The sequence below is a fragment of the Sphingomonas sp. CD22 genome (genome assembly GCF_034556155.1).
In the GTDB taxonomy this organism is placed as follows: domain Bacteria; phylum Pseudomonadota; class Alphaproteobacteria; order Sphingomonadales; family Sphingomonadaceae; genus Sphingomonas.
In genome coordinates this window covers 398,165-422,684 of the sequence record NZ_JAYDYX010000003.1, presented here as the reverse complement: position 1 = coordinate 422,684, position 24,520 = coordinate 398,165, and the positions used below count along the sequence as shown (strand labels likewise).

Annotated in this window: 16 protein-coding genes; 3 read left to right on the top strand and 13 right to left on the bottom strand. The window is 70.2% G+C overall.

Annotated features, from left to right (window positions below):
- Positions 1-5: 5 nt before the first annotated feature.
- From SFC76_RS08260 to SFC76_RS08245, 4 genes are all read right to left on the bottom strand, one after another.
- Positions 6-4,241, bottom strand: coding sequence for a translocation/assembly module TamB domain-containing protein (locus SFC76_RS08260; RefSeq protein ID WP_322848993.1), 4,236 nt, complete (start codon positions 4,239-4,241; stop codon positions 6-8).
- Positions 4,241-6,442, bottom strand: a complete 2,202-nt coding sequence (locus tag SFC76_RS08255; RefSeq protein ID WP_322849095.1) for an autotransporter assembly complex protein TamA — start codon at positions 6,440-6,442, stop codon at positions 4,241-4,243. The genes SFC76_RS08260 and SFC76_RS08255 overlap by 1 nt, the downstream gene beginning before the upstream one ends.
- 331 nt (positions 6,443-6,773) lie before the next feature.
- Positions 6,774-7,601, bottom strand: coding sequence for a 2,3,4,5-tetrahydropyridine-2,6-dicarboxylate N-succinyltransferase (gene dapD / locus SFC76_RS08250; RefSeq protein WP_322848992.1), 828 nt, complete (start codon positions 7,599-7,601; stop codon positions 6,774-6,776).
- The gene (locus SFC76_RS08245) at positions 7,598-8,263 is read right to left on the bottom strand and encodes a pyrimidine 5'-nucleotidase (protein WP_322848991.1); all 666 of its coding nucleotides are present in this window, start codon (positions 8,261-8,263) and stop codon (positions 7,598-7,600) included. Before SFC76_RS08245 ends, dapD begins: the two co-directional genes overlap by 4 nt.
- A gap of 158 nt (positions 8,264-8,421) precedes the next feature.
- Between SFC76_RS08245 and SFC76_RS08240 the strand changes: the two genes are divergently transcribed.
- Positions 8,422-10,734 carry a S8 family peptidase gene (locus SFC76_RS08240; protein WP_322848990.1) on the top strand — a complete coding sequence of 771 codons (2,313 nt, stop codon included), beginning with the start codon at positions 8,422-8,424 and terminating at the stop codon, positions 10,732-10,734.
- A 36-nt stretch (positions 10,735-10,770) separates the two neighbouring features.
- Positions 10,771-11,769 (top strand): LLM class flavin-dependent oxidoreductase, encoded by a 999-nt coding sequence (locus tag SFC76_RS08235; protein WP_322848989.1) that lies wholly within the window; start codon positions 10,771-10,773, stop codon positions 11,767-11,769.
- On the opposite strand, the gene SFC76_RS08230 is transcribed toward SFC76_RS08235, so the two are convergent.
- The 4 genes from SFC76_RS08230 to SFC76_RS08215 all read right to left on the bottom strand — a co-directional run bounded on the left by SFC76_RS08230 (position 11,729) and on the right by SFC76_RS08215 (position 15,278).
- On the bottom strand, positions 11,729-12,406 hold the full coding sequence (locus tag SFC76_RS08230; protein WP_322848988.1) for an HPP family protein: 678 nt from the start codon (positions 12,404-12,406) through the stop codon (positions 11,729-11,731). The two genes, SFC76_RS08235 and SFC76_RS08230, sit on opposite strands and share 41 nt — an antisense overlap.
- A 467-nt stretch (positions 12,407-12,873) precedes the next feature.
- Positions 12,874-14,265 carry a HAMP domain-containing sensor histidine kinase gene (locus SFC76_RS08225; protein WP_322848987.1) on the bottom strand — a complete coding sequence of 464 codons (1,392 nt, stop codon included), beginning with the start codon at positions 14,263-14,265 and terminating at the stop codon, positions 12,874-12,876.
- A 28-nt stretch (positions 14,266-14,293) separates the two neighbouring features.
- Positions 14,294-14,959, bottom strand: coding sequence for a response regulator transcription factor (locus tag SFC76_RS08220; protein ID WP_037533025.1), 666 nt, complete (start codon positions 14,957-14,959; stop codon positions 14,294-14,296).
- Positions 14,960-14,969: 10 nt separating this feature from the next.
- Entirely contained in the window at positions 14,970-15,278 is a 309-nt protein-coding gene (locus tag SFC76_RS08215) for a hypothetical protein (protein ID WP_416222400.1), read from the bottom strand.
- Positions 15,279-15,414: 136 nt separating this feature from the next.
- Here SFC76_RS08215 and SFC76_RS08210 point away from each other — a divergent pair, with 136 nt between their 5' ends.
- Positions 15,415-17,193 carry an ABC-F family ATP-binding cassette domain-containing protein gene (locus SFC76_RS08210; protein ID WP_322848985.1) on the top strand — a complete coding sequence of 593 codons (1,779 nt, stop codon included), beginning with the start codon at positions 15,415-15,417 and terminating at the stop codon, positions 17,191-17,193.
- On the opposite strand, the gene SFC76_RS08205 is transcribed toward SFC76_RS08210, so the two are convergent.
- From SFC76_RS08205 to prsK, 5 genes are all read right to left on the bottom strand, one after another.
- A complete protein-coding gene (locus SFC76_RS08205; RefSeq protein ID WP_322848984.1) occupies positions 17,190-18,203 on the bottom strand; it encodes a sensor histidine kinase in 1,014 nt (337 codons plus the stop codon). The two genes, SFC76_RS08210 and SFC76_RS08205, sit on opposite strands and share 4 nt — an antisense overlap.
- Before the next feature lie 63 nt (positions 18,204-18,266).
- On the bottom strand, positions 18,267-19,082 hold the full coding sequence (locus SFC76_RS08200) for a DUF815 domain-containing protein (RefSeq protein WP_322848983.1): 816 nt from the start codon (positions 19,080-19,082) through the stop codon (positions 18,267-18,269).
- Between the two features lie 50 nt (positions 19,083-19,132).
- Positions 19,133-21,130 (bottom strand): tetratricopeptide repeat protein, encoded by a 1,998-nt coding sequence (locus tag SFC76_RS08195; RefSeq protein WP_322848982.1) that lies wholly within the window; start codon positions 21,128-21,130, stop codon positions 19,133-19,135.
- Positions 21,123-22,478: a PEP-CTERM-box response regulator transcription factor gene (prsR, locus tag SFC76_RS08190; RefSeq protein WP_322848981.1), complete on the bottom strand. Its 1,356-nt coding sequence runs from the start codon at positions 22,476-22,478 to the stop codon at positions 21,123-21,125. The genes SFC76_RS08195 and prsR overlap by 8 nt, the downstream gene beginning before the upstream one ends.
- On the bottom strand, positions 22,475-24,520 hold the full coding sequence (gene prsK / locus SFC76_RS08185) for an XrtA/PEP-CTERM system histidine kinase PrsK (protein WP_322848980.1): 2,046 nt from the start codon (positions 24,518-24,520) through the stop codon (positions 22,475-22,477). Before prsK ends, prsR begins: the two co-directional genes overlap by 4 nt.

Sequence of the window (24,520 nt, the reverse complement as noted above, 5' to 3'; positions counted from 1 at the left end):
CCCCCTCAATAATCCTTCGAATATTTCAGTCGGGCATCCGAACCACCGGCCGATCCGGTCGAGGTGAGCAGACTCAACGCCTTGGTGAGCGCGATCTCGAGCTGCGTCGCGGTATAGCCGCGGGCATCGGTGACGATCTCGACGTAGATGTTGTCGGTCAGATATTTGCCCGCGGCGAGGCTGGTGCCGCGACCGCTCGCCTCGTCGGCGCCGAGGACGCGCAGCCGGTCGAAACCGGTCGCCGAACGCAGCTTGCCGAGCGGGTTGAGCCCACCACCGCCCGACCCGCGCAGCGAGTTGAGCGCGCTGGCCAATTGCAGCGCCTCGGTCGCCGAGAGGTTCTCGGGGTTGGTGCCGAACAGCAGGCGGCTGAGCACTTCGTCCTGCGGCAGCGCCGGGGTCGAGGTGAAGGCGATCTGCGGTCGCTGGCCGGTGCCGGTGATCGCGATCACCGCGGTGATGCCGTTGACGGTGGTCGACGCCTGGATGTTGATGTCCGGATCGGTCAACTGCCCGCCGCGGAAGCGGATCGTGCCGCGCGTCACTTCGAACCGCTTGCCGGCGAACGAATAGGTGCCGCGCACCAGATCGAGGCCGCCGGTGATCACCGGCGCCACCGAAGTGCCGCCGACCTTCAGGTTCATCTCCCATTCGGATTCGAGACCCATGCCCGACACGAAAAGCTGGTTGGCGGCGCGGACGGTGAGGTCGAGCTTGATCAGGCTGACCGGCGCCGGCTTGGGTCGATCGGTCGGCCGCGGCGTCACGATCTGGCTCTTGCGGCGGATGCCGGTGAGTTCGGGAACCTCGGCAGAGCCCTGGCGGATGATCTCGTAGCGCGCCTCGGGGATGTTGAGGTTGCCCTGCAACAGGCCGCCGTCACGCCCATACGTGAAGCGGATGTCGCCCGAGGTGGTCGCCGACAAAGCGTCGCTCTTGGCGAGCTGCGCATTGTCGAGCTTGGCGCGCAGGTCGATCGGGAAGCCGCTGGCGGCGGCCAGGCCGACGCTGCCCTGCGCCTGCACCGTGCCGTTGCCGGCACGCGCCGACAGGCTGGTCAGTTCGAGGCGATCGTTGGTGAAGCGCGCGGCGATCTTCATCTGCGACAGGCGGGTCCCGTAGGTCTCGTTGTCGTAGGTGAGATTGTCGGCACGGATCAGGCCGTTGAGCTGCGGCGCGGAGACGCGGCCGGAGAAATCGGCGGCGACCGCGATCGGCCCGCTGAGCTGCTGGCCGGGCAGAGCGGCGAGGCTGAACAGCACGCCCGACGGACCGTTGTAGCGGATGCCGCCGGACAGCGGCGCCTGCATCAGCCGTGTCGTCCACGAACCCGCGCCCGGCGGCAGCGGCCGCAGCGTTGCGAGCAGGCGACCGACGGTGGTCGTCCCGCGCTTGACCAATGCCCGCGCCTCGCCGCCGTCGGGCACGAGCCGGCCGACGAACTGGACGTCGACGGGTTCGGACACCGCGGCAAGGCCGGTGCGCTGGAAGTTGGCGATGGTGACGCGCGCGTCCGCCTGCGGGATGGCATTGCCCTGCTGGCGGTAATCGAGGCTGCCGGTGACCGCGCCGGACACGCCGAGATTGGGCATGAACGCCGAGAGCATCGACAGGTTGAGCCGGTCGAGCCGCGCCTGCGCCGCGGTGACGCCGCCACCGAACGAGCCGGCGATCCGCGTCGAGCCGGCGGTGGCGCCCTGGCCGAAGTCGATCCGCGTCGCGGCGAGGCGATAGCTGCCGCCCGCCTTGGTGACGTGCGCCGGATTGACCGTGCGGAACGGAATGTTGTTCGCCTGGCCCTGCGCGGCGATCAGATAATCGTCGGGCGACAGGCGGGCGTTGAGCGCGACGCGCAGCGGCACGCCGCTGGAGCCGGTGAGCAGCGCCTGCGCCGTGCCGCGACCGCGGACATAGTTCACCTTGGCGCGCATCGCCTGGATGACGAAGGCATTGTAGCGCGTGTCGGCGACCTGGACGTCGGCGACCACCTGCGGCGCCTTGGGCGTCATCACGACGCTGGCGTTGACGATCGCGCGGCCGATGGTGAAGTCGGCATAACCGGGGATGGTGGCGTTATAGGCGCGCGCGGCGACGTCGGCACGCTGGTTGCCGCCCTGATCGGCGAGGCGGACGTTGCCGGTGATGCCGCGGCCGGCGAATTGCAGTGCGCCCGCGAACGGACCCGCCGGCGTCGCCGCGACCCGGCCGCTGCCGACGATACCGGCGAAGACGACGCGGTTGACGTCGACGGTGAGGCGCGGGCTCGGCCGCACCAGCACGTTGGCGGTGAACGGACCGTAATTGGTGCCGCCGCTGGCGGTGACCGCATAGGCGCCGCCACGGCCGACGACGCGCGCATCGAGGTTGACGAGGCCGATGCCGACGCCGGGCCGCGCCGCCCGCAAGACAACGACGGGCGCATCGGCGCTGCCGGTGACGCGCGCGGTGAGCGGGCCATATTGGGTCGAGACGGCGTCGGCATTGACCGCGACGCTGCCGGTCGCTGGATCGAACCGGCCCTCGCCGCGGGTGATGCGGAATTGCGGCGCGTTCATCCGCAGATTGGCGAAGGTGACGATGCCTTCCGGGCTGTAGCCGATGTCGCTGCGCACCACGGCATTGCCGCCGAGGAAGTCGCGCACGCCGCTGTTGAACAATTGCTTGGTCTGCGCGACGACGCGGCCGGTGATGCCGAAGCCGCCGCGCGCGCCGGGGACGAGCTTGGCGTCGGTCGACAGATCGAGGATGCCGATGCTTTCGAGCCGGTAGTTGTTGACCCGCCCCTTGAGCGCGCCGGTGTAGCGGCCGGTCGCGGTATTGGCGACGACGATCGCGGTTGCGTCGATATTGTCCGAGCGGATCCGCAGATTGTCGGACAGGATGTTGGGCATCGAGATGGCGAAATCGCCCTGGATGCGGACGTTGTTGGCGAGGCCGCCGACCGCGGCGTTGAGCCCGGTGACGCGGCGCGCGCGGGCGTTGACCGGCACCAGGATGCGATCGCTGTTCACCCGCGCCAGCCCTTCGGCATAGACGTTCTCGACGGTCGTGGTGCCGAAGCCCAGCGCGGCGGCGTTGATCTTGTAATTGACCGTCGGCGTCGCGAAGGCGCCGTCGAGCACGACGCGCGCCATCACGTCGCGGCCGCGCACGTTGGGGGCGATCGCACCGGGCGTGAGCAGCCGCGCGTCGACCGCGAAATTGCCGAACCTGCTGTTGGCGAGGTCGATCAGGCCGCCGGCATCGACCGCGAGCGCGTTCGATTTCAGTCGCATCCGCGTATCGGCCTTGCGGTCGTTGAGCGTGGTGTCGATCGCCAGATCGAGCCGCGGCGCGGTCAGGCGTTCCACCGGACCCTGCATGTAGAGACCGGGCGTCGCGAACCCGCGCAGCTCGATATGGCCGTCGCGGGCGTTGACGTTGATATCGGCGAGTTGCCCGCCGCCGAGCGTGGCGAGCGCACGGCCCTGCCAGGCCTTCCAGCTGCCGCGGCCGTCGACGCTGGCGGTGAGCGGCGCCTTGAGCGACCCTATCGTCGCGACGACGCCGCCGACGGGGGCGTCGAGCTTCAGATTGACGTCGAGCTTGTTCTGGTCGGGCACCGCGTCGAGCTTGAGGTGCAGCGTGTCGCCGCCGGCGACCCCTGCCCCCTTGAGCGCGGCGGCGTCGGTGACGAGCTGCGCGCGGCGGTCGGCGATATGCACCGCGCCGTCGAGGCGGACGATATGCGTCTGGCCGGTGACGGGCTTGGCGATCACCAGCCGGCCGACATGCAGCCGGTTCACGTCGATATCGAGATCGGGGAGCAACGGCGCGTTAGGGTCGCTCGGCGTCTGCTTGAGTTCGGGCTTGCGCGCCAGCGTGACGAGATCGGTCGACAGGCTGCGCACGTCGACGTGGTTGCTGGCGAAGGCAAACGGTCGCCAGTCGACGGCGAGCTTAGGGCTGGTCAGGAAGACGCCCTTGGGATCGGCGACGCGAACGTCGGACAGCACCATCTGGCCGTAGAGCGAACCGTCGATCCGCCCGACCTTGATGTTGAGGCCGGAGGCGGTGGTGTAGCCGCCGATCCGGTTGGCGACGAAGCGGCGGCCCGGATCGGTGTTGATGCCGAGCACGACCACGCCGGCGAGCACGACGACGCCGAGGACGGCGATCAGCACCCATTTGAGGATGCTCTGCCACAGCGGGCGCTTGGTCACGGCCGGAGCGTCGGTCGTTTCGTAATCGGGCTGCGCCATTAGAATGCCTGCCCGATCGAGATGTAGAGCGCGACCTTGCCGTCGCCCGGTCGCGGATTGAGCGGTGTCGCCACGTCGATCCGCATCGGCCCGAAATTGGTATAGAAGCGGCCGCCGATACCGGCGCCGAACTTCAGGTCCGAGCCCTTGGGCAGGCTCGATTCATAGCTGTTGCCGGCGTCGAGGAACGGCACGATGCCGAAATTGCCGAAGCGATAGCGCGCTTCCAGCGCGAATTCGTTGAGGCTGCGCCCGCCGACCGGATTGCCCTGCGGATCGAGCGGCCCGAGCCGCTGATAGCCGTAACCGCGCACCGAGCCGCCGCCGCCGCCATAATAACGGCGCGACGGCGCGAGATCGTCGCGATCGATGCCCTGGATCGAGCCGGCCTTGGCGCGGCCGGCGATCACCAGGCTGGACGAGATCGGATAATAGACCGTGCCTTCGATCATCGTACGGACGTACGGCCGCACCCCGCCGTTCACCGCGCCTTCCGGGCTGAGGTTGAGGCGCAGGCGATAACCGCGGGTCGGGTTGAGCAGGCTATCCGACGTGTCCCATTCGACCTGGCCGGGCAGCGCGACGATCCCGTAGGTGCGCCGGACGGTGTCGCCGCGCGCGAAATCGTAGACGCTCTCGTTGGTGCCGACGAGCTCGCCGCCGTAATAATATGTGAAACGCTTCTGCCAGATCGGCGTCGAGACGCGGCTCCAGCGCGCCGACAGCGTGCCGGTGAAGGCGTCGAACGCGTCATAGCTCTGGTGGACCGCGCTGGCGATCGCGGTGAAGGTCTTGTCGCGCTGCCCCGCATTGGAGCGGCGGAAGGTGCCCGACAGACCCTGTTCCTGCGTACCGGCGACGACGGTGCCGATCAGGGCGCCCTCCGGCGGGAACAGATTGCGGTGCGTCCAGCTCCCCTCGGCCTTGAAGCCCTGTCCGGTCGAATAGCCGGCGCTGCCGGCGAGGCTGCGCGGCGGGCCCTCGGTCTGGCGGACGAGCAGGTCGATCGCCTCGGTGCCGTCGGCATTGGTGCGGCCGGTGCGCTGCGGCTCGACCGCGACGCTGCGGAACAGGCCGGTGGCGACCAGCGCGTCGCGCAGGTCGTCGGTCTTGCGGCTGTCGTAGAGGTCGCCGCTCTTGAAGCGCGGGAAGACGTTGAGATGATCGACGCCGAACACCGGATCGCCCGCGGTGACGAGCTGGCCGAAGCTGGAGCGCGGGCCGGTGTCGACCGGCAGCGTATAGGCGCCGGTCGCCTGTTCGGACTGATCGTCGAGCAGGATGTCGCGCTCGCCGACCTTGACGAAGGGATAGCCCTGCTGCGGCAGGACGAGGCTGACATTGGCCTCGGCGCCCTGGATGCGCGCCGCCTCGATCGGATCGCCGACGCGCAACGGCAGATTGTGCGTGATGAGATCGGCGGGAACGACCGGCTGGGCGTTGACCTTGATCGACGACAGACGGTACAGGCGGCCGGGCGTGCCGGTGACGGTCGCCTTGAGGCGGCCGGGCTTGCCGGGATCGGTGCTCGTCGGCGTCTCGATCAGCGAGATCGCGGTCGCGTCATAATAACCGAGCGACTTCATCAGCCGTACCGCGAGCGCCTCGTCCTCGCGGGCGCGGGCGGCGACCTGCGTCGCGTTGGCGGCCTTGCCCTTGCCTTCCTTGAGCGCGGACAGGCTGTTGAACTGCGCGGCGAGATCGAGCTTTTCGAGCCCCTTGAGTTCCGTATCGTAACGAATCTCCGGCGCATCCTTGTCCTTGATGTCGGCGGCAGTCTGCAACGGCGCGGTATCGAAGGTGCTGAGCGGCTGAAGCGGCTGCGCGAGTTCCGGGTTCTCGGCGGCGGCGGGGGGCAGCGTGCCGTCGGCGGCGACGAGTGGCTGCGTCGTCGCCGGGGTGGCCGGCGTGGTCGCGGGCGGCGTGGCGGCCTGCTGCGCGGGCATCGGTTCGAGGGGGGCGTTGATGTCGCCGTTCAGCGGCGGCAGGCTGGCGTTGAATTCGCTGTCGGGGACGATCGGTGCGTTGGCATCCGGCGTCGCGGTCTGAGCGCCGGCGGGCTGAGAATTGGCGTTCTGGGGATTGGTCTTCGGCGCATCGGGTCCGCGCGCGGGGGCGGTACCTTGCTGCTGGTTGAATTGCGCGCCGGTCGGCGCCGCAGCGACCAAGGCGATGGCCAGCCAATACTGTCGTCCGGTCAGAAATCGCACGCGGTTTTCGTTCCCCTTTGCGAGAGCGTTCGCGTTCGAATCCACCCCCAAGCCTACCGACAACGTTCCGATCCGCCTCTGGTTGCGCCGCAGCGTGAAAATAGCTGGGGATGAGTGGGAAAGTGCGTGCGGCCGTAACGGGTTAGGCCATAGGCCAACACGCCCTCCCCGTCACCCCGGACTCGTTCGAGAGGTCCGAAAAACGGCTGATGCACCCCGGCGAAGGCCGGGGTGCAAGCTTGGTGTTTCACGGACCGAGCTTCGCCGAGATCGCGAGATGCGCCGAATGACGGACGGGCAGGTCAGCGTACCGCCCGCCACCTCAGTCGCGCAGCAGATCGTTGATGCTGGTCTTGCTGCGGGTCTGCGCATCGACGCGCTTGACGATCACCGCGCAATAGAGGCTGGGCTTGCCGTCGCTGCCGCCGGTCGAACCCGGCACCACCACCGCATAAGGCGGGACCTCGCCCTTGAAGACCTCGCCGGTGGCGCGGTCGATGATCTTGGTCGAGGCGCCGAGATAGACGCCCATCGACAGCACCGCGCCCTCGCCGACGCGCACGCCCTCCGCCACTTCGGAGCGCGCGCCGATGAACGCGCCGTCGCCGATGATGACAGGGTCGGCCTGCAACGGCTCGAGCACGCCGCCGATGCCGGCACCGCCCGACAGATGGACGTTCTTGCCGATCTGCGCGCAGGAGCCGACGGTCGCCCATGTGTCGACCATCGTCCCCTCGCCGACATGCGCGCCGATGTTGACGAAGCTCGGCATCAGGATCGCGCCGGGCGCGACATAGGCGCCGCGGCGCACGACGCTGCCCGGCACCGCGCGGAAGCCGGCGGCGCGGAATTCGGCCTCGCTCCAGCCGCTGAACTTGGAGGGGACCTTGTCGAACCAATGGCCGGCGCCCGGACCGTTGTCGATCAACGTATTGTCGTTGAGGCGGAAGCTGAGCAGCACCGCCTTCTTGAGCCATTGGTTGACCCGCCAGCCGCCCGCACCGTCGGGCTCGGCGACGCGCGCCTCGCCCGCGTCGAGCAGCGCCAGCGCGCGATCGACCGCGAGGCGGACCTCACCGGTGGTGGCGAAGCCGAGCGACGCGCGATCCTCCCATGCGGTCTCGATGACGGTGGACAGGTCCTGGCTCATGATGCCTCCATGATGTGCTGCAGCCACGATGCGAGATCGTGGACGGTGAAGTCGATGAAATCGCGCGCGGTTTCCGGCCCCTGTTCGGAGCCGTTGTCGATCCAGACGGTGGTCATCCCGATCGCCTTGGCGGGCGCGAGGTTGCGTGCCATGTCCTCGAAGAAGATGGCGCGGGTCGGCTCGATGTTCAGCCGCGCGCACAGGTTCGCATAGGCCGACGGGTGCGGCTTGGGGACGAGGTCCATCGCGTGGATGTCGTGGATCGCCTCGAAATGCGCACCGAGGCCGAGCCGGTCGAGCACCTTCAACGCATAGGGCTTGTCGCCGTTGGTGAAGACGAGCTTGCGGCCGGGCAGCGCGGCGATCGCCGCGGCCAGCGGCGCATCCTGTTCAAGCACGTCCATCTCGATATCGTGGACCTCGGCGAGGAAGTCGTGCGGATCGACGTCGTGGTCCGCCATCAGCCCGGTCAGCGTCGTGCCGTGGCGGTGGAAATACTCCTTCTGCACCAGCCGCGCCTCGTCCCACGGCAGATCGAGCAGCCGCGCGATATAATCGGTCATGCGGTGATCGATCCGCGCGAACAGATTGGCGCGGGCCGGATACAGCGTATTATCGAGATCGAAGATCCAGGTGTCGATCGGGGCGAGCGTCGCGAGCATGCCGCGGCGTCTAGGCGGCGATCGCGACAGGCACAAGCAAGTGGCTGTCCTGCCTGCCTGACGTTCGCGTTAAGGTCTTGTAAGGACGCCGACACTAAGTCGACTTCCGACCGGGGGTGGATGTGCGCGCAGGAACGGGAATACGATACGGCGCCGCTTTGGCGTGGCCGCTGCTGATCGCCGGTTGCGGCGGCGGCGGCGGTGGCGGGATCAACTCTACGCCCGCCCCGCCCACCGCGCAGACGCCGACACCGACGCCGGTCGCAACGCCCGCGCCGACACCGGCACCCGCTCCCGCACCGACACCAACGCCGGCCGCGACACCCGCGCCGACGCCGACGCCGACCAATTACGACACGAGCGAATATCGCGCCGCGGTGGGCGCGGTGTCGATGAACGCGCTCGCCGCCTACAACAAGGGCGCGACCGGGGCCGGCGTCAACGTCGCGGTGATCGACAGCGGCATCAGCCTGTCGAGCCAGGAATTCACCGGCCGATTGTCGAGCGCGTCGCAGGACGTCGCGGGCAATGCGACGATCGGCGACGAGGGCGGCCATGGCACCGCGGTCGCCTTCGCCGCGGTCGGCCGGCGCAACGGCATGGGATCGCAGGGCGTCGCGTTCGAGGCGACGCTGACCGTGCTGCGCGCCGACCGGCCGGGCTCGTGCGCGTCGAGCAGCGAGGCGGGGAGCGATTCGGGCTGCAAGTTCGGCACCGACGCGATCACCAAGGGCGTCGATGCGGCGCGCGGCGCGGGCGCGCGGGTGATCAACCTGTCGCTGGGCGGCGCGACGATGCCGCAGTCGCTGATCGACGCGATCGGCCGCGCCACCGCGCGCGGCATCATCGTCGTCATCGCCGCGGGCAACGACGGCAGCGACAATCCCGATGCGTTCACCTCCGTCGCCGGCAATGCCGCGGCGCGCAATCTGGTGATCGTCGCCGGCTCGGTCGGTACCAACGACGCCATCTCCTCGTTCAGCGACCGGGCGGGCACCGGCGCGGCGCATTACCTGACCGCGGTCGGCGAACAGGTGCGCGCGCCCAACCAGAACGGCACGCCGTATCTTTGGTCGGGCACGTCCTTCGCCGCCCCGCAGATCTCGGGCGCGATCGCGCTGCTCGCGCAGGCGTTTCCCAACCTCAGCGGCGCGCAGATCGTCGACCTTCTGTTCCGCACCGCGCGTGATGTGGGCGCGGCGGGGGTCGACAGCGTCTACGGCAACGGCGTGCTCGACCTGACAAAGGCGTTCCAGCCGGTCGGCACGTCGAGCGTCGCCGGATCGCATATCGCGGTCTCGCTCGCCACCAATGCGACGCTGTCGGCGCCGATGGGCGACGCGCGGGTCGGGCAGCTCGGCACGGTGATCCTCGACAGCTACGACCGCGCCTTCGCGATCGATCTCGCCGGCACGATCAACCGTGCCGGTCCCTCGCGCACGCTCGCCGGCGTATTGCAGAACCGGCAGCGCAACCAGGTGCTGGCGGCGGGCGACACGACCATCTCGCTGACGCTGGCACCGCGGCCAAACGGCGAGATCGCGCTGGAACGCAGCCGATTGAGCGAAGGCCAGGCCAATACCGCGCGGGCGATCGCCGGCGCGGTGACGCAGCGGCTCGGCGCCAGGACCAGCTTCGGCTTCGCCTTCTCGCAGGGAACCGGCAGCCTCACCGCGCAGATGACCGGACAGGCGCAGCCCGCCTTCCTCGTCGCCGGGCAGAGCGGGCTCGGCTTCGACAGTATCGCCCGGTCGGCGGGCGCGCTGCGCCAGCAGGTCGGCGGCATCGGCCTGACCGCAACGATCGAGAGCGGCGACGTCCTGGCGCGGCGCGACGCGATGCTCGCCGGGCTCGATGGCTATCGCCGCTCGGGCTATCAGCGAGTGACGGTGACCGCGGACCATCATTGGGGCGGGCTCGACGCGACGCTGTCGCTGAGCAACCTCAACGAAAGCGACACGTTGCTCGGCGCGCGCTTCGACGGCGGGCTCGGCGCGGCGCGGGCGCGCAGCTGGTTCATCGACGCCGATGCGCGCTGGAGCATCGGCGCGGGCTGGTCGCTGGGCGGATCGTGGCGGCGCGGCCGCAGCGATGCGACCCTGCGCGGCGGTTTCGACGGCCGCGGCCGGCTGCTCACCGAGGCGTTCGCCGCGGATGTCGGCAAGGATCATCTGTTCGGTCGCGACAGCATCGGATTGCGCGTCGCGCAGCCGCTGCGGGTGGCGCGCGGCGGGCTCGACTATCGCCTGCCGACCAACTGGGATTATGCGACGCTGACGGTCAGCGACTGGACGACGCAGCGGCTCAACCTCGCCCCGCAGGGCCGCGAGATCGACGTCGAGGCGCGCTATCGCATCCTGCTCGGCACCGGCGACCTGCAGACCAACCTGTTCTGGCGGCGCGATCCCGGCAATTACGCGGTGTTGCCCGCCGACGTCGGGGGCGCGGTGCGCTACACGATCGGCTTCTGATTGCGCGGGCGGGATGGCGCCCCCATCTTGGCCGGCATGACACGTTATTCCCTGCTCGATCTGGTGCCCGTCGTCGAAGGCGGCACCGTGGCGCAATCGCTGGCCAATGCCGCCGACCTCGCGCGGCATGCCGAGACGCTGGGCTTCCAGCGCTATTGGGTGGCCGAACATCACGGCATGCGCGGCATCGCCAGCGCCGCCACCGCGGTGGTGATCGGCCATATCGCCGCCGCGACCAGCCGCATCCGCGTCGGTGCCGGCGGCATCATGCTGCCCAACCACGCACCGCTGGTGATCGCCGAGCAGTTCGGCACGCTCGACGCGCTGTTCCCCGGTCGGATCGACCTCGGCCTCGGCCGCGCGCCGGGATCGGACCAGCGCGTCGCAAGGGCGATGCGGCGGACGCTGGAGACCGATGCCAACGCCTTTCCGCAGGACGTGATGGAGCTGCAGAGCTATTTCGCCGACGACGGGCGTACCGGCATCGCCGCGACGCCGGGCGCGGGGGCGAACGTGCCGCTGTGGATCCTGGGATCGAGCACCTTCGGCGCGCAGCTCGCCGCGGCGCTCGGCCTGCCCTATGCCTTCGCATCGCATTTCGCGCCTGACGCGCTCGACAGCGCGCTGGCGATCTACCGCCGCGACTTCCGCCCCTCGGCGCAGCTCGCCAGGCCCTATGCGATGGCGGGCTTCAACGTCTTCGCCGCGGAGACCGACGAGGAAGCCGAGCTGCTGGCGAGTTCGCAGCAGCAGTCGTTCGTCGCGCTGCGCACCGGCAACCCGCGCCAATTGCCGCCGCCGGTCGCGGGCTATCGTGCCGGGCTGGGCGCGCAGGGCGCGTCGATCCTCGACCATGTGCTGCAATGTTCCGCGGTGGGCTCGCCCGCGACGGTGGCGCGGCAGACCGCGGCGTTCATCGAGCGCACCGGGGTGGACGAGGTGTTGGTCGCCAGCGCGATCTACGACCATGCGGCGCGCAAGCGCAGCCTGGCGATCACCGCCGAGGTGATGAGCGGGCTGACCGTTCCCGCCTGATCGCCGCATGGCGCGCCGCGGCGGCGAGCAGCGCGTCGAGGTCGGCGCGGGCGATGTCGAAGCTCTCGTGCATCTCGGCGAGCGCGGCGTCCATGTCCTCCGCCGCGAAGGGCGACGGTGCCGGCGCCGCCGCAGCGGGCCGGTGCGGATAGGCGCGCCGCGACAGCCGATGGAAGAGCATGGCGCCGAACACGAGCAGCGCCGAATCGATCCCCACCGGCAGCCACGGATATCGCCAGCCGTTCGGCAGATGACCGGCGGCGAGGACGACCCCGAGCGCGACCGCGCCGCCGGGCGGATGCAGGCAGCGCAGCAGCGACATCACCACGATCGCACCACCGACCGCGAGCGCCGCCGCGGCGACCGGCTCGGGTACGCATTGCACTACCAGCAGACCCCACAATGCGGACAGCATGTTGCCGCCGATCACCGGCCAGGGCTGCGCCAAGGGGCTGGCGGGCACCGCGAACACCAGCACCGCGCTCGCCCCGATCGGTGCGACGAGCAACGGCAGCGACCCCTGCCCCGCCAGCACGGCGGCGAGAACGCCGGTCAGTGCGATACCGACCGTCGCCCCGACACCGGCGAGCAAACGGTCGCGAAGGGCTGCGCCGGCGAGGATCGGGCGGAAGATCATGGCCCGCGCGTTAGCGGCTGCGGCGATCGTGGCAAGATCGAGTCGTTATGCGGTTGGGGAAGAACTAGCCCGGATCGGCAGTGACCGCCTTCGGTTTGTGCGAGGGCACCGCCAGCGAGCGGCGGGGCCATTGCATATCGCGGCGGTAGCGAGCTTCGATCGGCATCCTCATCAGATTCGTCACCCCGGACTTGTTCCGGGGTCCACCGTGCCACACGGAAACAGCGTCGTCTCAAGCCTTCTGGTTCACGCGGAGGCGCGGAGGCGCGGAGGCGCGGAGATGGTGCGGTTGCCGCGTTCGTGGTCCTTCCTCTGATTCGATGAAGGGGAAATCTGTGTTCGCCTGCGGCGGGACATCTCCGCGCCTCCGCGCCTCCGCGTGAACAAAAGCATCTTCTTGCCTGCCTCCGCGTGGCTTTGGCTCGCAGTCCGGGACGACAAGGTGGGTAAATAGAGGTGCGCGAACCTCACCCCGCCGCTGGCAGCCGCAGCCGGACCATCAAGCCGCCCAGATCCTCGCTCTCCTCGAGGCTCACCGTACCCCCGTAGATCTCGGCGACGTCGCGGACGATGGCGAGGCCGAGTCCGGTGCCCGGCTTGCCGGTATCCAGCCGCACACCGCGGTCGAAGATGCGCACCCGGTCTTCCTCGGGAATGCCCATGCCGTCGTCCTCGATCAGCAGCTCGACGAAGCCGGCTTCGGCGCCGACGGTGACGAAGACGCTGCCGCCGCCGTATTTGGCGGCATTCTCGATGAGATTGCCGAGCATCTCGTCGAGGTCCTGGCGCTCGACATGGACCTGCAGGTCGCGGGGACCGGTGACGTCGATGCGGACGTGGCGATAGAGGCGGCCGACCGCGCGCTCGACCGATTCGAGGCTCGGCCACACCTCGGCGCGGCTGTGCGCCGAGCCGCGGCGACCGACGGCGCGGGCACGCGCGAGGTGATGGTCGACCTGGCGGCGCATCGTCCGCGCCTCGCGGATCACCGTATCGGCGAGATCGTCCGACTGCGCGGTCGCGGCGTTCATGATGACGGTGAGCGGCGTCTTGAGCGCGTGCGCGAGGTTGCCGGCGTGACGCCGCGCCTCCTCCGCCTGGCGTTCGTTATGCTCGATCAGCGCGTTCAATTCCTCGACCATCGGCGCGACCTCGTCGGGCATCGCAGTCGAAATGCGGTTGGATTGGCCGGCGCGCATCCGCGCGATCTCGTCTCGCACCCGGCGCAGCGGCCAAAGACCGTAGAAGGTCTGGAGCCAGACGAGGACGATCAGCCCGAGCCCGAGCAGCGCGAAGCTGCGGATCAGCGTGCGGCGGAGAACGGAGATCTGTGCGTCGAGTTCACCGCGGCTCTGCGCGACCTGGAACCGCCAATGGACTTTCGATCCGGGAATTTGCGCGTCCCGCTCCACGATCCGCAAAGTCTCGTCGGGGAATTGCTTGCTGTCGTAGACGTGGACGTTGCGATCATCGTGACTGCCACCGAACCCCAGTCGGCGATCCCAGAGCGAGCGCGAGGTAAAAGCGTTCTGGACCGATACCCCCGGCGCCGAAACCTGCCAGTAGAGGCCGGAATTGGGTTCGATGAAGCGTTGATCGGCGGCGGCCTGACGGCTGAAATAGACGTCGCCTTCCGGATCGATCATCGCAGAGGCCAGCAACGAGCGCAGCACGTACTGCATCTGCGTATCGAAGTTGTTCGTCACCGCGTTGATGAGCACGCGGTCAAGCGCGAAGCCGCCGCCGAACAGCAGGAGCCCGATCCACGCCGCGGCGATCAGGATCATCCGCCGCGACAGCGATCCCGTCGTCACCGCGCGTTGGCGCGGCGGGGCTTCGGCGAGCGGCGGCGTGTCCATGACGGTAAGACCCGATCCGATCCGCGGATCAGGCGTCCGGGTCTTCGAGGCTGTAGCCGAGGCCGCGGATCGTGGTGATCACGTCCTGCCCCAACTTCTTGCGGATGCGCGTGACGAACACCTCGATCGTGTTCGAATCGCGGTCGAAATCCTGATCGTAGATATGTTCGATCAACTCGGTGCGGCTGACCACCTTGCCCTTGTGGTGGAGCAGGTAACTCAGCAGCTTATATTCCTGCGCGGTCAGCTTGACCGGCTCGCCGGCCTTGGTGACCTTGCCCGAGCGGGTGTCGAGGCGGACGTCGCCCGCAGTCAGTTCGGACGAGGCATTGCCCGAGGCACGGCGGATCAGCGCGCGCAGGCGGGCGATCAGCTCTTCGGTCTGGAACGGCTTGGCGACGTAGTCGTCGGCGCCGGCGTCGAGCCCCGCCACCTTGTCCGACCAGCTGTCGCGCGCGGTGAGGACGAGGACGGGCATCGTCTTGCCCTCCTTGCGCCAGCGGTCGAGCACGGTCAGCCCGTCGATCTCGGGCAGGCCGAGATCGAGCACGATCGCGTCGTAATTCTCGGTCGAGCCGAGGAAATGCCCCTCTTCGCCGTCGGTGGCGAGGTCGATGGCATAGCCCGCGCCTTCGAGGGTGTTCTTGAGCTGCTGGCCGAGGTTCGGCTCGTCCTCGACGATCAGAACGCGCATGTGATCCCCCTTAATTTCCGGTGCGGCCGATGATCTGGCCCGATCGGCCGTCGACATCGACCCAGACGACGACGCCATCGCGCATGAATTTCAGCGTGTAAACCGCAGTGCTGAAATCGAGGTCGAAGCCGAGATATTCATAGCCCTTCATCGTCGGGATGACCCGCGCCTCGATCGCGCGGGGCGAGAGCACCTCGCCCTTGCGGCGGGCGTCATAGGCGCGCGCCTGATCGCTGCGACGCTGATCCGGCGCCTGCGCGACGGCGGGAGACACTGCGGCGACCATCGCGAATAACATGAGGGGCACGACCATCTTCATGAGGACTGGCATAGGCGGAAAGCATTGAACAGCCTGTGAATGGAGCAGGCGCAAAGCATTCGGAGCAACGCTGGTTCCCGGCATCGATTGCGGGTGCGCTTGCCGCGGGCGCTCCGGCCCCCTACCTGCGCCGGCCATGGCTGCCCCAATCCTTGCGTACGAAGACCTTGGCGTGATCCAGGGCCACGGCTGGCTGTTCCGCCACCTCGACATCCACATCGGCGCGCGCGACCGGCTGGCGCTGATCGGGCGCAACGGCGCGGGCAAGACGACGTTGCTCAAACTGATCGGCGGCCTGATCGATTGCGACGAGGGCCGGCGCGTCATCGTGCCCGGCACCCGCGTCGTGCTGCTCGAACAGGAGCCGAGTCTCGCCGGCTGCGCGACGCTCGCCGATTACGTGCTCGGCGGCGAGGACGCGCCCGAGCGGCACGAAGCGGATGCGATCGCCGACCAGCTCGGCATCGACCTCAGCCGCGAGTCCACCTCCGCCTCGGGCGGCGAGCGGCGGCGGGCGGCGATCGTCCGCGCGCTGGCGCAGGACCCCGACGTGCTGCTGCTCGACGAGCCGACCAACCATCTCGACATCGCCGCGATCGACTGGCTGGAGGACTGGCTGGGCCGGTTCCGCGGCGCGTTCGTCGTCATCAGCCACGATCGCACCTTCCTCACCCGGCTGACCAAGCAGACGCTGTGGATGGATCGCGGCTCGATCCGCCGCGCCGAGATCGGCTTCGGCGGGTTCGAGGCGTGGACCGAACAGGTCTATGCCGAAGAGGAGCGCAACGCGCAGCGGCTCGACGCCAAATTGAAGATCGAGGAACATTGGCTGCAGCGCGGCGTCACCGGGCGGCGGCGGCGCAACCAGGGGCGGCTCGCCAAATTGAAGGACATGCGCGCCGAGCGTGCGGCGATGATGGGGCCGCAGGGCGCGGCGAACCTCGTCACCGCCTCGGACGACAGCAAGACCAAGGTGGTCATCGACGTCAAGCATGCCACCAAGAGCTATGGAGACCGCACGATCATCCGCGACCTCGACCTGCGCGTGACGCGCGGCGACCGGATCGGCATCGTCGGGCGCAACGGCGCGGGCAAGACGACCTTGCTCAAGCTGCTGACCGGCGAATTGCAGCCGGATTCGGGCGAGGTGAAGCTCGCCAAGACGCTCGACGGCGTCATCATCGACCAGCAGCGCAGCCTGATGGCGCCGACCAAGACGGTGCGCGAGGTGCTGGCGGACGGCGGCGACTGGATCGACGTGCTCGGGGTGCGCAAGCATATCCACGGCTATCTCAAGGAGTTCCTGTTCGATCCCAGCCTCGCCGAGGCGAAGGTCGGCACGCTGTCGGGCGGCGAGCGTTCGCGGCTGCTGCTGGCGCGGGAGTTCGCGCGCGAATCGAACCTGCTGGTGCTCGACGAGCCGACCAACGACCTCGATCTCGAGACGCTCGACCTGTTGCAGGAGGTGATCGCCGATTACGGCGGCACGGTGCTGATCGTCAGCCACGATCGCGACTTCCTCGACCGGACGGTGACGGTGACCCTGGGGCTCGACGGATCGGGAACGGTCGACGTCGTCGCCGGCGGCTATGAGGATTGGGAACGGCAGCGCAAGAAGCCGGCCGAGGCGAAGAAGGCGTCGGCATCCAGGGCGGCGCCCCCTCCCCCGGTGCAGGCGAAGACCAAGCTGACCTACAAGGACCAGCGCGACTACGACCAATTGCCGGCGCGGATCGAGGCGATCGACGCGGCGATCGCGCGGGACGAGGCGCTGCTCGCCGATCCCGCGCTCTACGTGCGCGATCCCAAGAGGTTCGCGGCGCTGACCGCGGCGATCGACGCGGCGCGGGCGGAGAAGGATGCCGCCGAGATGCGCTGGCTCGAACTCGCCGAACAGGTCGAGGGGTTGGGCTAGGCGGGCAGGTCCATCGTCACCGTCGTGCCCTCCGGGCCGCTTTCGGTGGCGAGCGTGCCGCCCGCCTGCCGCGCGAACGCCGGGATGAGGCGCGAGCCCAGGCCGTGGTCGATGCCGGTCGGCGCGGCGGCGGCGGGCATGCCGACGCCGTCGTCGCTGACGATCAGCGTGCAGCCGCCGGGCCGCTGCCGGAAGCCGACGGTGATCGTGCCGCCGGTGCGGCCGCCGAAGGCGTGTTTGGCGGCGTTGGTGACCAGTTCGTTGACGACCAGCCCGATCGACACCGCACGGTCGCGCGGCACCTCGACATCGTCGCTCGAACAGACCAGCGAGATGCCGCCGCGCAACAGCAGCGCGTCCGACAGCGCCGAGCAGAGATCGCCGAGATAGCCGCGCATCTGCACCGCATCGCCCTGCCCGGCGCCGCGGTAGAGGTGGCGGTGGGCTCGCGCGATACTCTCGACCCGGTTCAGCGCGGCGCCGAGCGCCTCCGCCGCATCGCCGTCCGACCGGCGGCGCTGGATGTCGAGGATCGAGGTGACGATCGCGAAATTGTTCTTCATGCGATGGTCGATCTCCTGCAGCAGCAGGTCGCGATCGGCGATCTCCTGATCGCGCTCCGTCGTCGCGCGCCGCACCGCGCGGCGGAACAGTTCGGCGGTGGCGACCGTCACCACCGCCGCGACGACGATGAAGCCGAGCGTCACCGCCGCGCTGCGATCGGGGATGCGCAAGCCCGCGGTGGCGGGAAAGACATAGGCCCAGGCGTAGACGATGCCGATCGCCCCGGACAGCGCGCCCGCCGGCCAGCGCGCGAACAACGTCGCCAGCATCATCGCCGGAAAGCACAAGGCGAAGGGCGCGCCGTCACCGACGGTCAGCCGATCGAGCGCAGTGTACAACACTATCGCGGTCAAGGCGGTGAACAGCCCGACCAACGCCTGCGTCACCACCCGCGGAACCGCGGGGGCGAGGCGTATAGTCAGATCGAGTTCACTCAGCCGAGACACGCGCGGACTGAGCCGTTGCGGCCCAATGCTGTCAAGCGCTTTGCAACATGATTGGCAAAGCGGTCAGCCGATCTCGCGCAAGCTTCGTCCTGCCCGCCCGGCCAGCTCGGTAACATATTGCCAGGCGACGCGGCCCGAACGGCTGCCGCGCCGCGTCGCCCAGTTGATCGCCTCCGCCGCGTCGAAGGGCAAGCCGTAGCGCGCCGCATAGGCCGCGACGATCGCGCAATAATCGTCCTGATCGAGCGCGTGGAAGCCGAGGCTGAGCCCGAACCGGTCGGCGAGCGCGAGCTGGTCGTCGATACTGTCGCGCGGATTGATCGCGCCATCCTGCTCCGCGATGTCACGCACCACGAGGTGGCGGCGGTTGGCGGTGACCAGCAGCCGCAAATTGTCCGGGCGTGCCTCCGCGCCGCCTTCGAGCAGCGAGCGCAGCATGCGCGCCTCGGCGGGCAGATCGATGCCGAGGTCGTCGAGGAACAGCGCGAAGGCGCGCGGCACCGGCGCGAGCAAGGCGAACAGCTGCGGCAGCGTGTCGAGCGCGGCGACCTCGACCAGCGCGATGGCGCCCCCCTCCCCCTGCACCGCGCCGATCGCGGCCTTGACCAGCGCCGACTTGCCGGTGCCGCGCGCGCCCCACAGCAGCACGTCCTGCGCGGCGGCGCCCGCCGCGAGACGGCGCAAATTCTCGACCAAAGCGTCGCGCTGGCGATCGACGCGGATCAGCAGGTCGAGCGGCAGCGGCGCGAAGGCGCGGGCGGCGACCAGCGCGCCGTCGCGCCAGACGTAGGCGGGATGCGCCTGCGGATCGTCGCTGGCGGGCGGCGGCGGGGCGAGGCGGTCGAGCGCCGCGGCGATACGCTCCAGGGGATCGGTCATGCCGCGGTCATGACCGCGCCACCCCGCCGGCGCAAGCGATCCGGGCGCGATCAGGCGGCGATCCGGCGGGCATCCGCGGCGATCGCCGCATCGCCGGGCGCGAGCGCGACCGCCTTGGCGGCGAGCTGCCGCGCCCCTGCCAGATCGCCCGCCGCGGCGAGCGCCACCGCATACGCGTCGCACACGCCCGCGTTCATCGGTGCGAGCCGATAGGCGGCCCGGCCGTAGCTGCGCGCCACCGCCCCGTCCGCATCCTCCCCGCCGGCGGCATAGGCCAGCGCCAGATCGGCGAGCAGCGCGGCGTCGCGATTGCCGGCCATGCGGCGGACGCCCTCCAGCGTCTCGATCGCCGTGTCCGTCTCGCCGTTGCGGACCTGCCAATGGCCGAGGATCCGACGCCCGGACAGGCTCTGCGGATTCTGGCCGAGGTAGAGCGACAGCGCGGCTGCCGCCTCGCGCGGGCGGCCGGCGCGGCCCCAGGCGTCGACCAGCCGCAGCATCGTCGGTTCGTCGAAGGCGAGGCTGGCGGCGCGCGCATAGGCCTGCGCCGCCTCGGCGAAGCGGCCGCCGACCGCGAGCGCGTCGCCCAGGGCGGTCTGCGCGGCGGGCGCGCCGGGGCTGGCAACGGCGAGGCCGCGCGCGCGTGCGATCGCGCCGGCGGTATCACGGCGGCCGAGCTGCGCGCGGATGACGCCGAGCAGGTAATTGGGATCGCGGGGGGCTGCGCGCGCGTCGGCGAGCAGCGCCGCTACATCGTCGTCGCTGGCGAAGGCGACGGGACCGCCATGCGCACCGGTCGCGGCGCGGTCGAGATAGCGCGCGGCGGCGATGCGGTCGCCGGTCGCTTCGAACGCGCGGGCGACAAGCGTCAGCGTATAGCCATCGGCATCGTCGCGCAGCGCGATCGGCTGCAATTGGTCGAGCGCGCCCTGCGCGTCGCCCGACCGCAGCAGCGCGGCACCAAACAGCCGGCGGACCGCGACGTTCATCGGCTGATCCGCGGCGAGCTGCCGCCAGGTGCCGATCGCCCGCTCGGTCTGGCCGCGCGCGAAATCGAGGCCGCCGCCGAGCAGCGCCGCACCGGGCAAGGCGCCGATACCGTCGCCGGCGCGCTGGAGCAGGTCCCGCGCCAGTTCGCCGCGCCCGGCGCGCGCAGCGAGCACCGCCTGAAGGTAGAAGGCCTGCGGACTGCCCGGACGCGCGGCGAGCGCGCGGCGGCTGGCGTCGAGCATATCGGCGTTGCGCCCGACCTCGCCGAGCGTCGCGGCATATTCGATCAGCGCCGGGTGATAATAAGCGTCGCGGTCCAGCGCGGCCTCGAACCACGGCAGCGCGGCGATCGGGCCATAGCGGGTGCGGACGATCTCGGCCTGCAGGGCGAGCGCGACCGGATCGCCCGGTGCGAGCCGTTGCGCACGCGCCGCGGCATCGCCGGCGGCGGCGATCTCGCCGGCATCGAGGCGGATGCGACCGAGATCGGTCCAGGCGGCGGCGTCGCCTGGCGTACGCGCGAGCAGGCCGACGAGCGCCTGCGCGGCGGTGCCGCTGTCGCCTTGCATCGCCGCCGCGCGGGCACGGGCGCGGATCGCCTCGCCGTCGCCGGCCGGTGCGAGCGCGGCGGTGTCGATCGCGCCCTGCCAGTCGGACTGGAGGAAGCGGGCCTGCGCCCGCAGACCGGCGATGTCGGCGGGCGCGATACGCAGCGCACGCGCACGGCTCAGCGCACCCTCCGCCGCGACGCCGTCACCGAGCCGCAGATAGGCGCGGGCGAGCAGCAGCATCGCCGGTCGCGATCCCGGCGCGCCGGCGAGTGCGGCGAGCGCATGGTTGCGCGCGGCGCTGTAATTGCCGATCCGATAGGCGGTGCCTGCATCGCGGAGCGCCACGGCGGGGTCGACGCGCGGCGCGGGACGCAGCAGCAGCAGCGCAGCGAGCGTCGCGACCAGCGCCAGCACGGCGAGCGCGATCACCTGCCGGCGGCGCGGGCGCGGCCAGACGATCCGCCGGCGGCGCTTGCCGGGAAGCAGGGGATAGCGGCGCTCAGCCATGCAAATCGTAGCTTTTGAGCAGATCGTACAGCGTCGGCCGGCTAACCCCGAGCAGCCGCGACGCGCCCGAGATATTGCCGTGGGCCTGCGCCAGCGCCTGGCGGATCGCCTTGCGGTCGGCCGTCTCGCGCGCGCTGCGCAGGTTGAGCGGCAGCGGATCGACCGTGGTCGCGTCGAGGTCGAGATCGGCGGCGGTCACCGATTTGCCGTCGGCCATGATGACCGCGCGCTTGATCCGGTTTTCCAGCTCGCGGACGTTGCCCGGCCAGCCCCAGGCATCGATCGCCGCCAGCGCATCGGGCGCGAGGCCGGTGACCGCAGGGTTCATCGTCGCGGCGTGGCGGCGGACGAAGGCGCGGGCGAGCAGGCTGGCGTCGCCCGGCCGCTCGGCAAGGCCGGGGATGGGCACGACGATCTCGGCGAGCCGGTAATACAGGTCGTCGCGAAACCGGCCGTCGGCGACCATCGCGTTCAGGTCCTGATGCGTCGCGCAGACGATGCGGGTGTCGACCGGGATCGGCCTCCGTCCGCCGATCCGTTCGATGACGCGCTCCTGCAGGAAGCGCAGCAGCTTCACCTGCAACGGCAGCGGCACGTCGCCGATCTCGTCGAGGAACAGGGTGCCGCCCGCCGCCTGTTCGATCTTGCCCGGCGTCGTCTTGACCGCGCCGGTGAACGCGCCCTTTTCGTGACCGAACAATTCGCTTTCGAGCAACGTCTCCGGAATGGCGGCGCAGTTGATCGCGACGAACGCGCCGCGGCGGCGCGGCGAATGATCGTGGATGCCGCGGGCGAGCAGCTCCTTGCCCGTGCCGCTCGCGCCGAGCAGCATCACCGAGACGTCGGCGGGCGCGACGCGCTCGATCGTGCGCACCACCTTCGCCATCTCGTCGGAGGCGTAGAGGAGGCCGCCGAACCCCGCCGCGGCGACCTCACGCGCGGCGAGCCGGCGGTTCTCCGCCTCCAGCGCGTGGACGTGGAAGGCGCGGGCGACGATCAGGCCGAGCGCGTCGATGTCGATCGGCTTGGCGTAGAAATCCCAGGCACCGAGCGCGATCGCGCGTAACGCGCTGTCGCGGGCACCGTGGCCCGAGGCGACGATGATCTTGGTCGCGGGCTTGAGCGCCAGCATCTCGGCGAGCGTCGCGAACCCCTCGCTGGTGCCGTCCGGATCGGGCGGCAGGCCGAGGTCTAGCGTCACCACCGCGGGCTCGCGGCTGCGCAGCGCCTCGATCGCCTCCGCGCGGGTGGCGGCGCCGACGATCTCATAACCCTCATAGGCCCAGCGAAGCTGACGCTGGAGCGCGAGATCGTCCTCGACGATCAGCAGGACGGGCTTGTCGGTCATGCGGCATGCTCCAGCGCGGGCGCGGCGGGAAGGGTCAGGCGGAACCGGGTGCCCTCGCCTTCGCGGCTGGCCACGTCGAGCCTGCCGCCCATCTCCTCGGCGAGCTGCCGCGCCTCATAGGCGCCGATGCCGAAGCCGGCGGGCTTGGACGAGGCGAAGGGGCGGAACAATTGGTCGCGGACGAAGGCGGCGCTCATCCCGCAGCCGGCGTCGATCACCTCGATATATGCGCCGTCGCCGGTCGTGCCGGCGACGAGGTCGATGGTCGCGGCGATGGGGCTCGCCTCGATCGCATTCTGGAGGAGGTGGCCGAGCAATTGTTCGAGCCGGCCGGGCCGGGCGAGCGCCGTCCCCTGCCCCGCGACGCGCACCGGATGCTGGGCGCGGCGCCCGGCGGCGAGGCGCAGCGCGAGGTCGGCGAGATCGACCGGCTGGAGCGGTTCGGGCGTCGCGCGATGATGCTGCGACAGCCGGGCGAGCAAGGCGTTCATGCGGGCGGCGGATTCCTTGAGCGTCTCGACCATGTCGGCGCGGAATGCAGGATTGTCGGCGTGACGCTCGGCATTGCGCGCGACGAGGCTGAGGCCGCTGACCAGATTCTTGATGTCGTGGATAATGAAGGCGAAGCGGCGGTTGAACTCGTCGAACCGCGCGGCGTCGGCGAGCGCGGCATGCGCACGATCCTCGGCGAGGTAGCTCGCCGCCTGCCGTCCGGCGACGCGCAGCAGGTCGAGGTCCTCCCAGTCGAGCGGCCGTTCGTACGGCGGGCGGGCGAGCAGGATGACGCCGATCAGGCTGGTATTGTGGATCAGCGGCACCAGCGCCCACGCCTCGGCATGGTCGCTTATCCAGTGCGGGATCGCCGCCGCTTCCTCGGCCGGCGCCGCGCCGCGGCGGACCTGATCCAGCTCGACGATGCGCGCGCTGGCGGCGAGATGGTCGCGCAGCGCCGCGTCGGCGGTCCCCGCCTCGTGCCAGTGCCACGCGGCGCCGGGGGCGAGGCCGCTGCCGTCGGGCTCCAGCAGCACCCCGGCAGGCGAGCCGGTGAGATCGGCGATCGCGCGGACGATGCGCAGGTCGAGCGGATCGGCGCCCGCCCCCGGCGTGCCCAGCGTCGCGGTGAAGCGCTGCCATTCGGCACGATAATCGTAGCGATGGCGGAAGAAATTCTTGGCGACCTTCACCTTGAGCCAGGCGCGCAGCCACGGCGTCGACAGCAACGTCATCAGCGCGGTGGTCGCGCCGAGCACGATCGCGGTCTGCACGATCCGCACCGTGCTGCCGGCATAATGTTCGGCGATGCGGGTCAGCAGGATGGTGAACGCCGCATAGAGCAGCACCGCGGCGATCGAGACGAAGCGCAGCACGATGCCGTGCGACACCGCGAGGCTGCGCGCGCTGCGGCGGGTGGCGAGGACCAGCGCGACGCCGGTGACGACGAAGCCGCGCAACGCGATCGCCGCCGGCGGCACCGTAGCGAGGCCGTAGCCGAGCATCGCGACGAGCAGGTCGACGCCCCACATCCCGCCGAGCGCGATGGCGACGCGCACCGCCGGTCCGGCGGGGCGCGACCCGCCGCTTACCGCGACCTGATGCGCGAGCATCAGCCCGGCGACCGCCGCGAGCATCGCCGCGATCAGCCGCAGCACGGCGATCGCCGCCAGCGCATCGCGGGCGAGCGGCAGCGTGTCGAGGATCGCGAGCAGCCCCGCCGCGGCGGTGATCGTCGCCGCGACCAGATAGACCGCGTAGAGCGCGATGCTGCCGCTCCGTCCCCGCCGAACGAGCGCGAGCAGCACCGCCAGCCAGACGAGATTGCGCAGCGCCTCGCCGAGCCGCGCGGCGACATCGTCCGCGCCGATCCCCGCCACCGCCAGCGCCCACAAGGCGGTCAGGATGCAGGCGACCGTCAGCCCGTTGCGCGCCGCCCCCGCCCCTGCGCTGGCCCCCGACCCCAGCCCCTGCCGGCGCAGCGCGTCGAGCGCGAGCAGCCCGAACGCCAGTGCCGCCAGCGCATGGCCCCACAGGATCAGTGCGGCCAT

What these genes read in the sequence shown, in the direction of transcription:
- SFC76_RS08260 (WP_322848993.1), bottom strand. Translation starts at nt 4,241, where the DNA reads ATGGCGCAGCCCGATTACGAAACGACCGACGCTCCGGCCGTGACCAAG.
- dapD (WP_322848992.1), bottom strand. Translation starts at nt 7,601, where the DNA reads ATGAGCCAGGACCTGTCCACCGTCATCGAGACCGCATGGGAGGATCGC.
- SFC76_RS08245 (WP_322848991.1), bottom strand. Translation starts at nt 8,263, where the DNA reads ATGCTCGCGACGCTCGCCCCGATCGACACCTGGATCTTCGATCTCGAT.
- SFC76_RS08235 (WP_322848989.1), top strand. Translation starts at nt 10,771, where the DNA reads ATGACACGTTATTCCCTGCTCGATCTGGTGCCCGTCGTCGAAGGCGGC.
- SFC76_RS08230 (WP_322848988.1), bottom strand. Translation starts at nt 12,406, where the DNA reads ATGATCTTCCGCCCGATCCTCGCCGGCGCAGCCCTTCGCGACCGTTTG.
- SFC76_RS08225 (WP_322848987.1), bottom strand. Translation starts at nt 14,265, where the DNA reads ATGGACACGCCGCCGCTCGCCGAAGCCCCGCCGCGCCAACGCGCGGTG.
- SFC76_RS08220 (WP_037533025.1), bottom strand. Translation starts at nt 14,959, where the DNA reads ATGCGCGTTCTGATCGTCGAGGACGAGCCGAACCTCGGCCAGCAGCTC.
- SFC76_RS08215 (WP_416222400.1), bottom strand. Translation starts at nt 15,278, where the DNA reads ATGAAGATGGTCGTGCCCCTCATGTTATTCGCGATGGTCGCCGCAGTG.
- SFC76_RS08210 (WP_322848985.1), top strand. Translation starts at nt 15,415, where the DNA reads ATGGCTGCCCCAATCCTTGCGTACGAAGACCTTGGCGTGATCCAGGGC.
- SFC76_RS08200 (WP_322848983.1), bottom strand. Translation starts at nt 19,082, where the DNA reads ATGACCGATCCCCTGGAGCGTATCGCCGCGGCGCTCGACCGCCTCGCC.
- SFC76_RS08195 (WP_322848982.1), bottom strand. Translation starts at nt 21,130, where the DNA reads ATGGCTGAGCGCCGCTATCCCCTGCTTCCCGGCAAGCGCCGCCGGCGG.
- prsR (WP_322848981.1), bottom strand. Translation starts at nt 22,478, where the DNA reads ATGACCGACAAGCCCGTCCTGCTGATCGTCGAGGACGATCTCGCGCTC.
- prsK (WP_322848980.1), bottom strand. Translation starts at nt 24,520, where the DNA reads ATGGCCGCACTGATCCTGTGGGGCCATGCGCTGGCGGCACTGGCGTTC.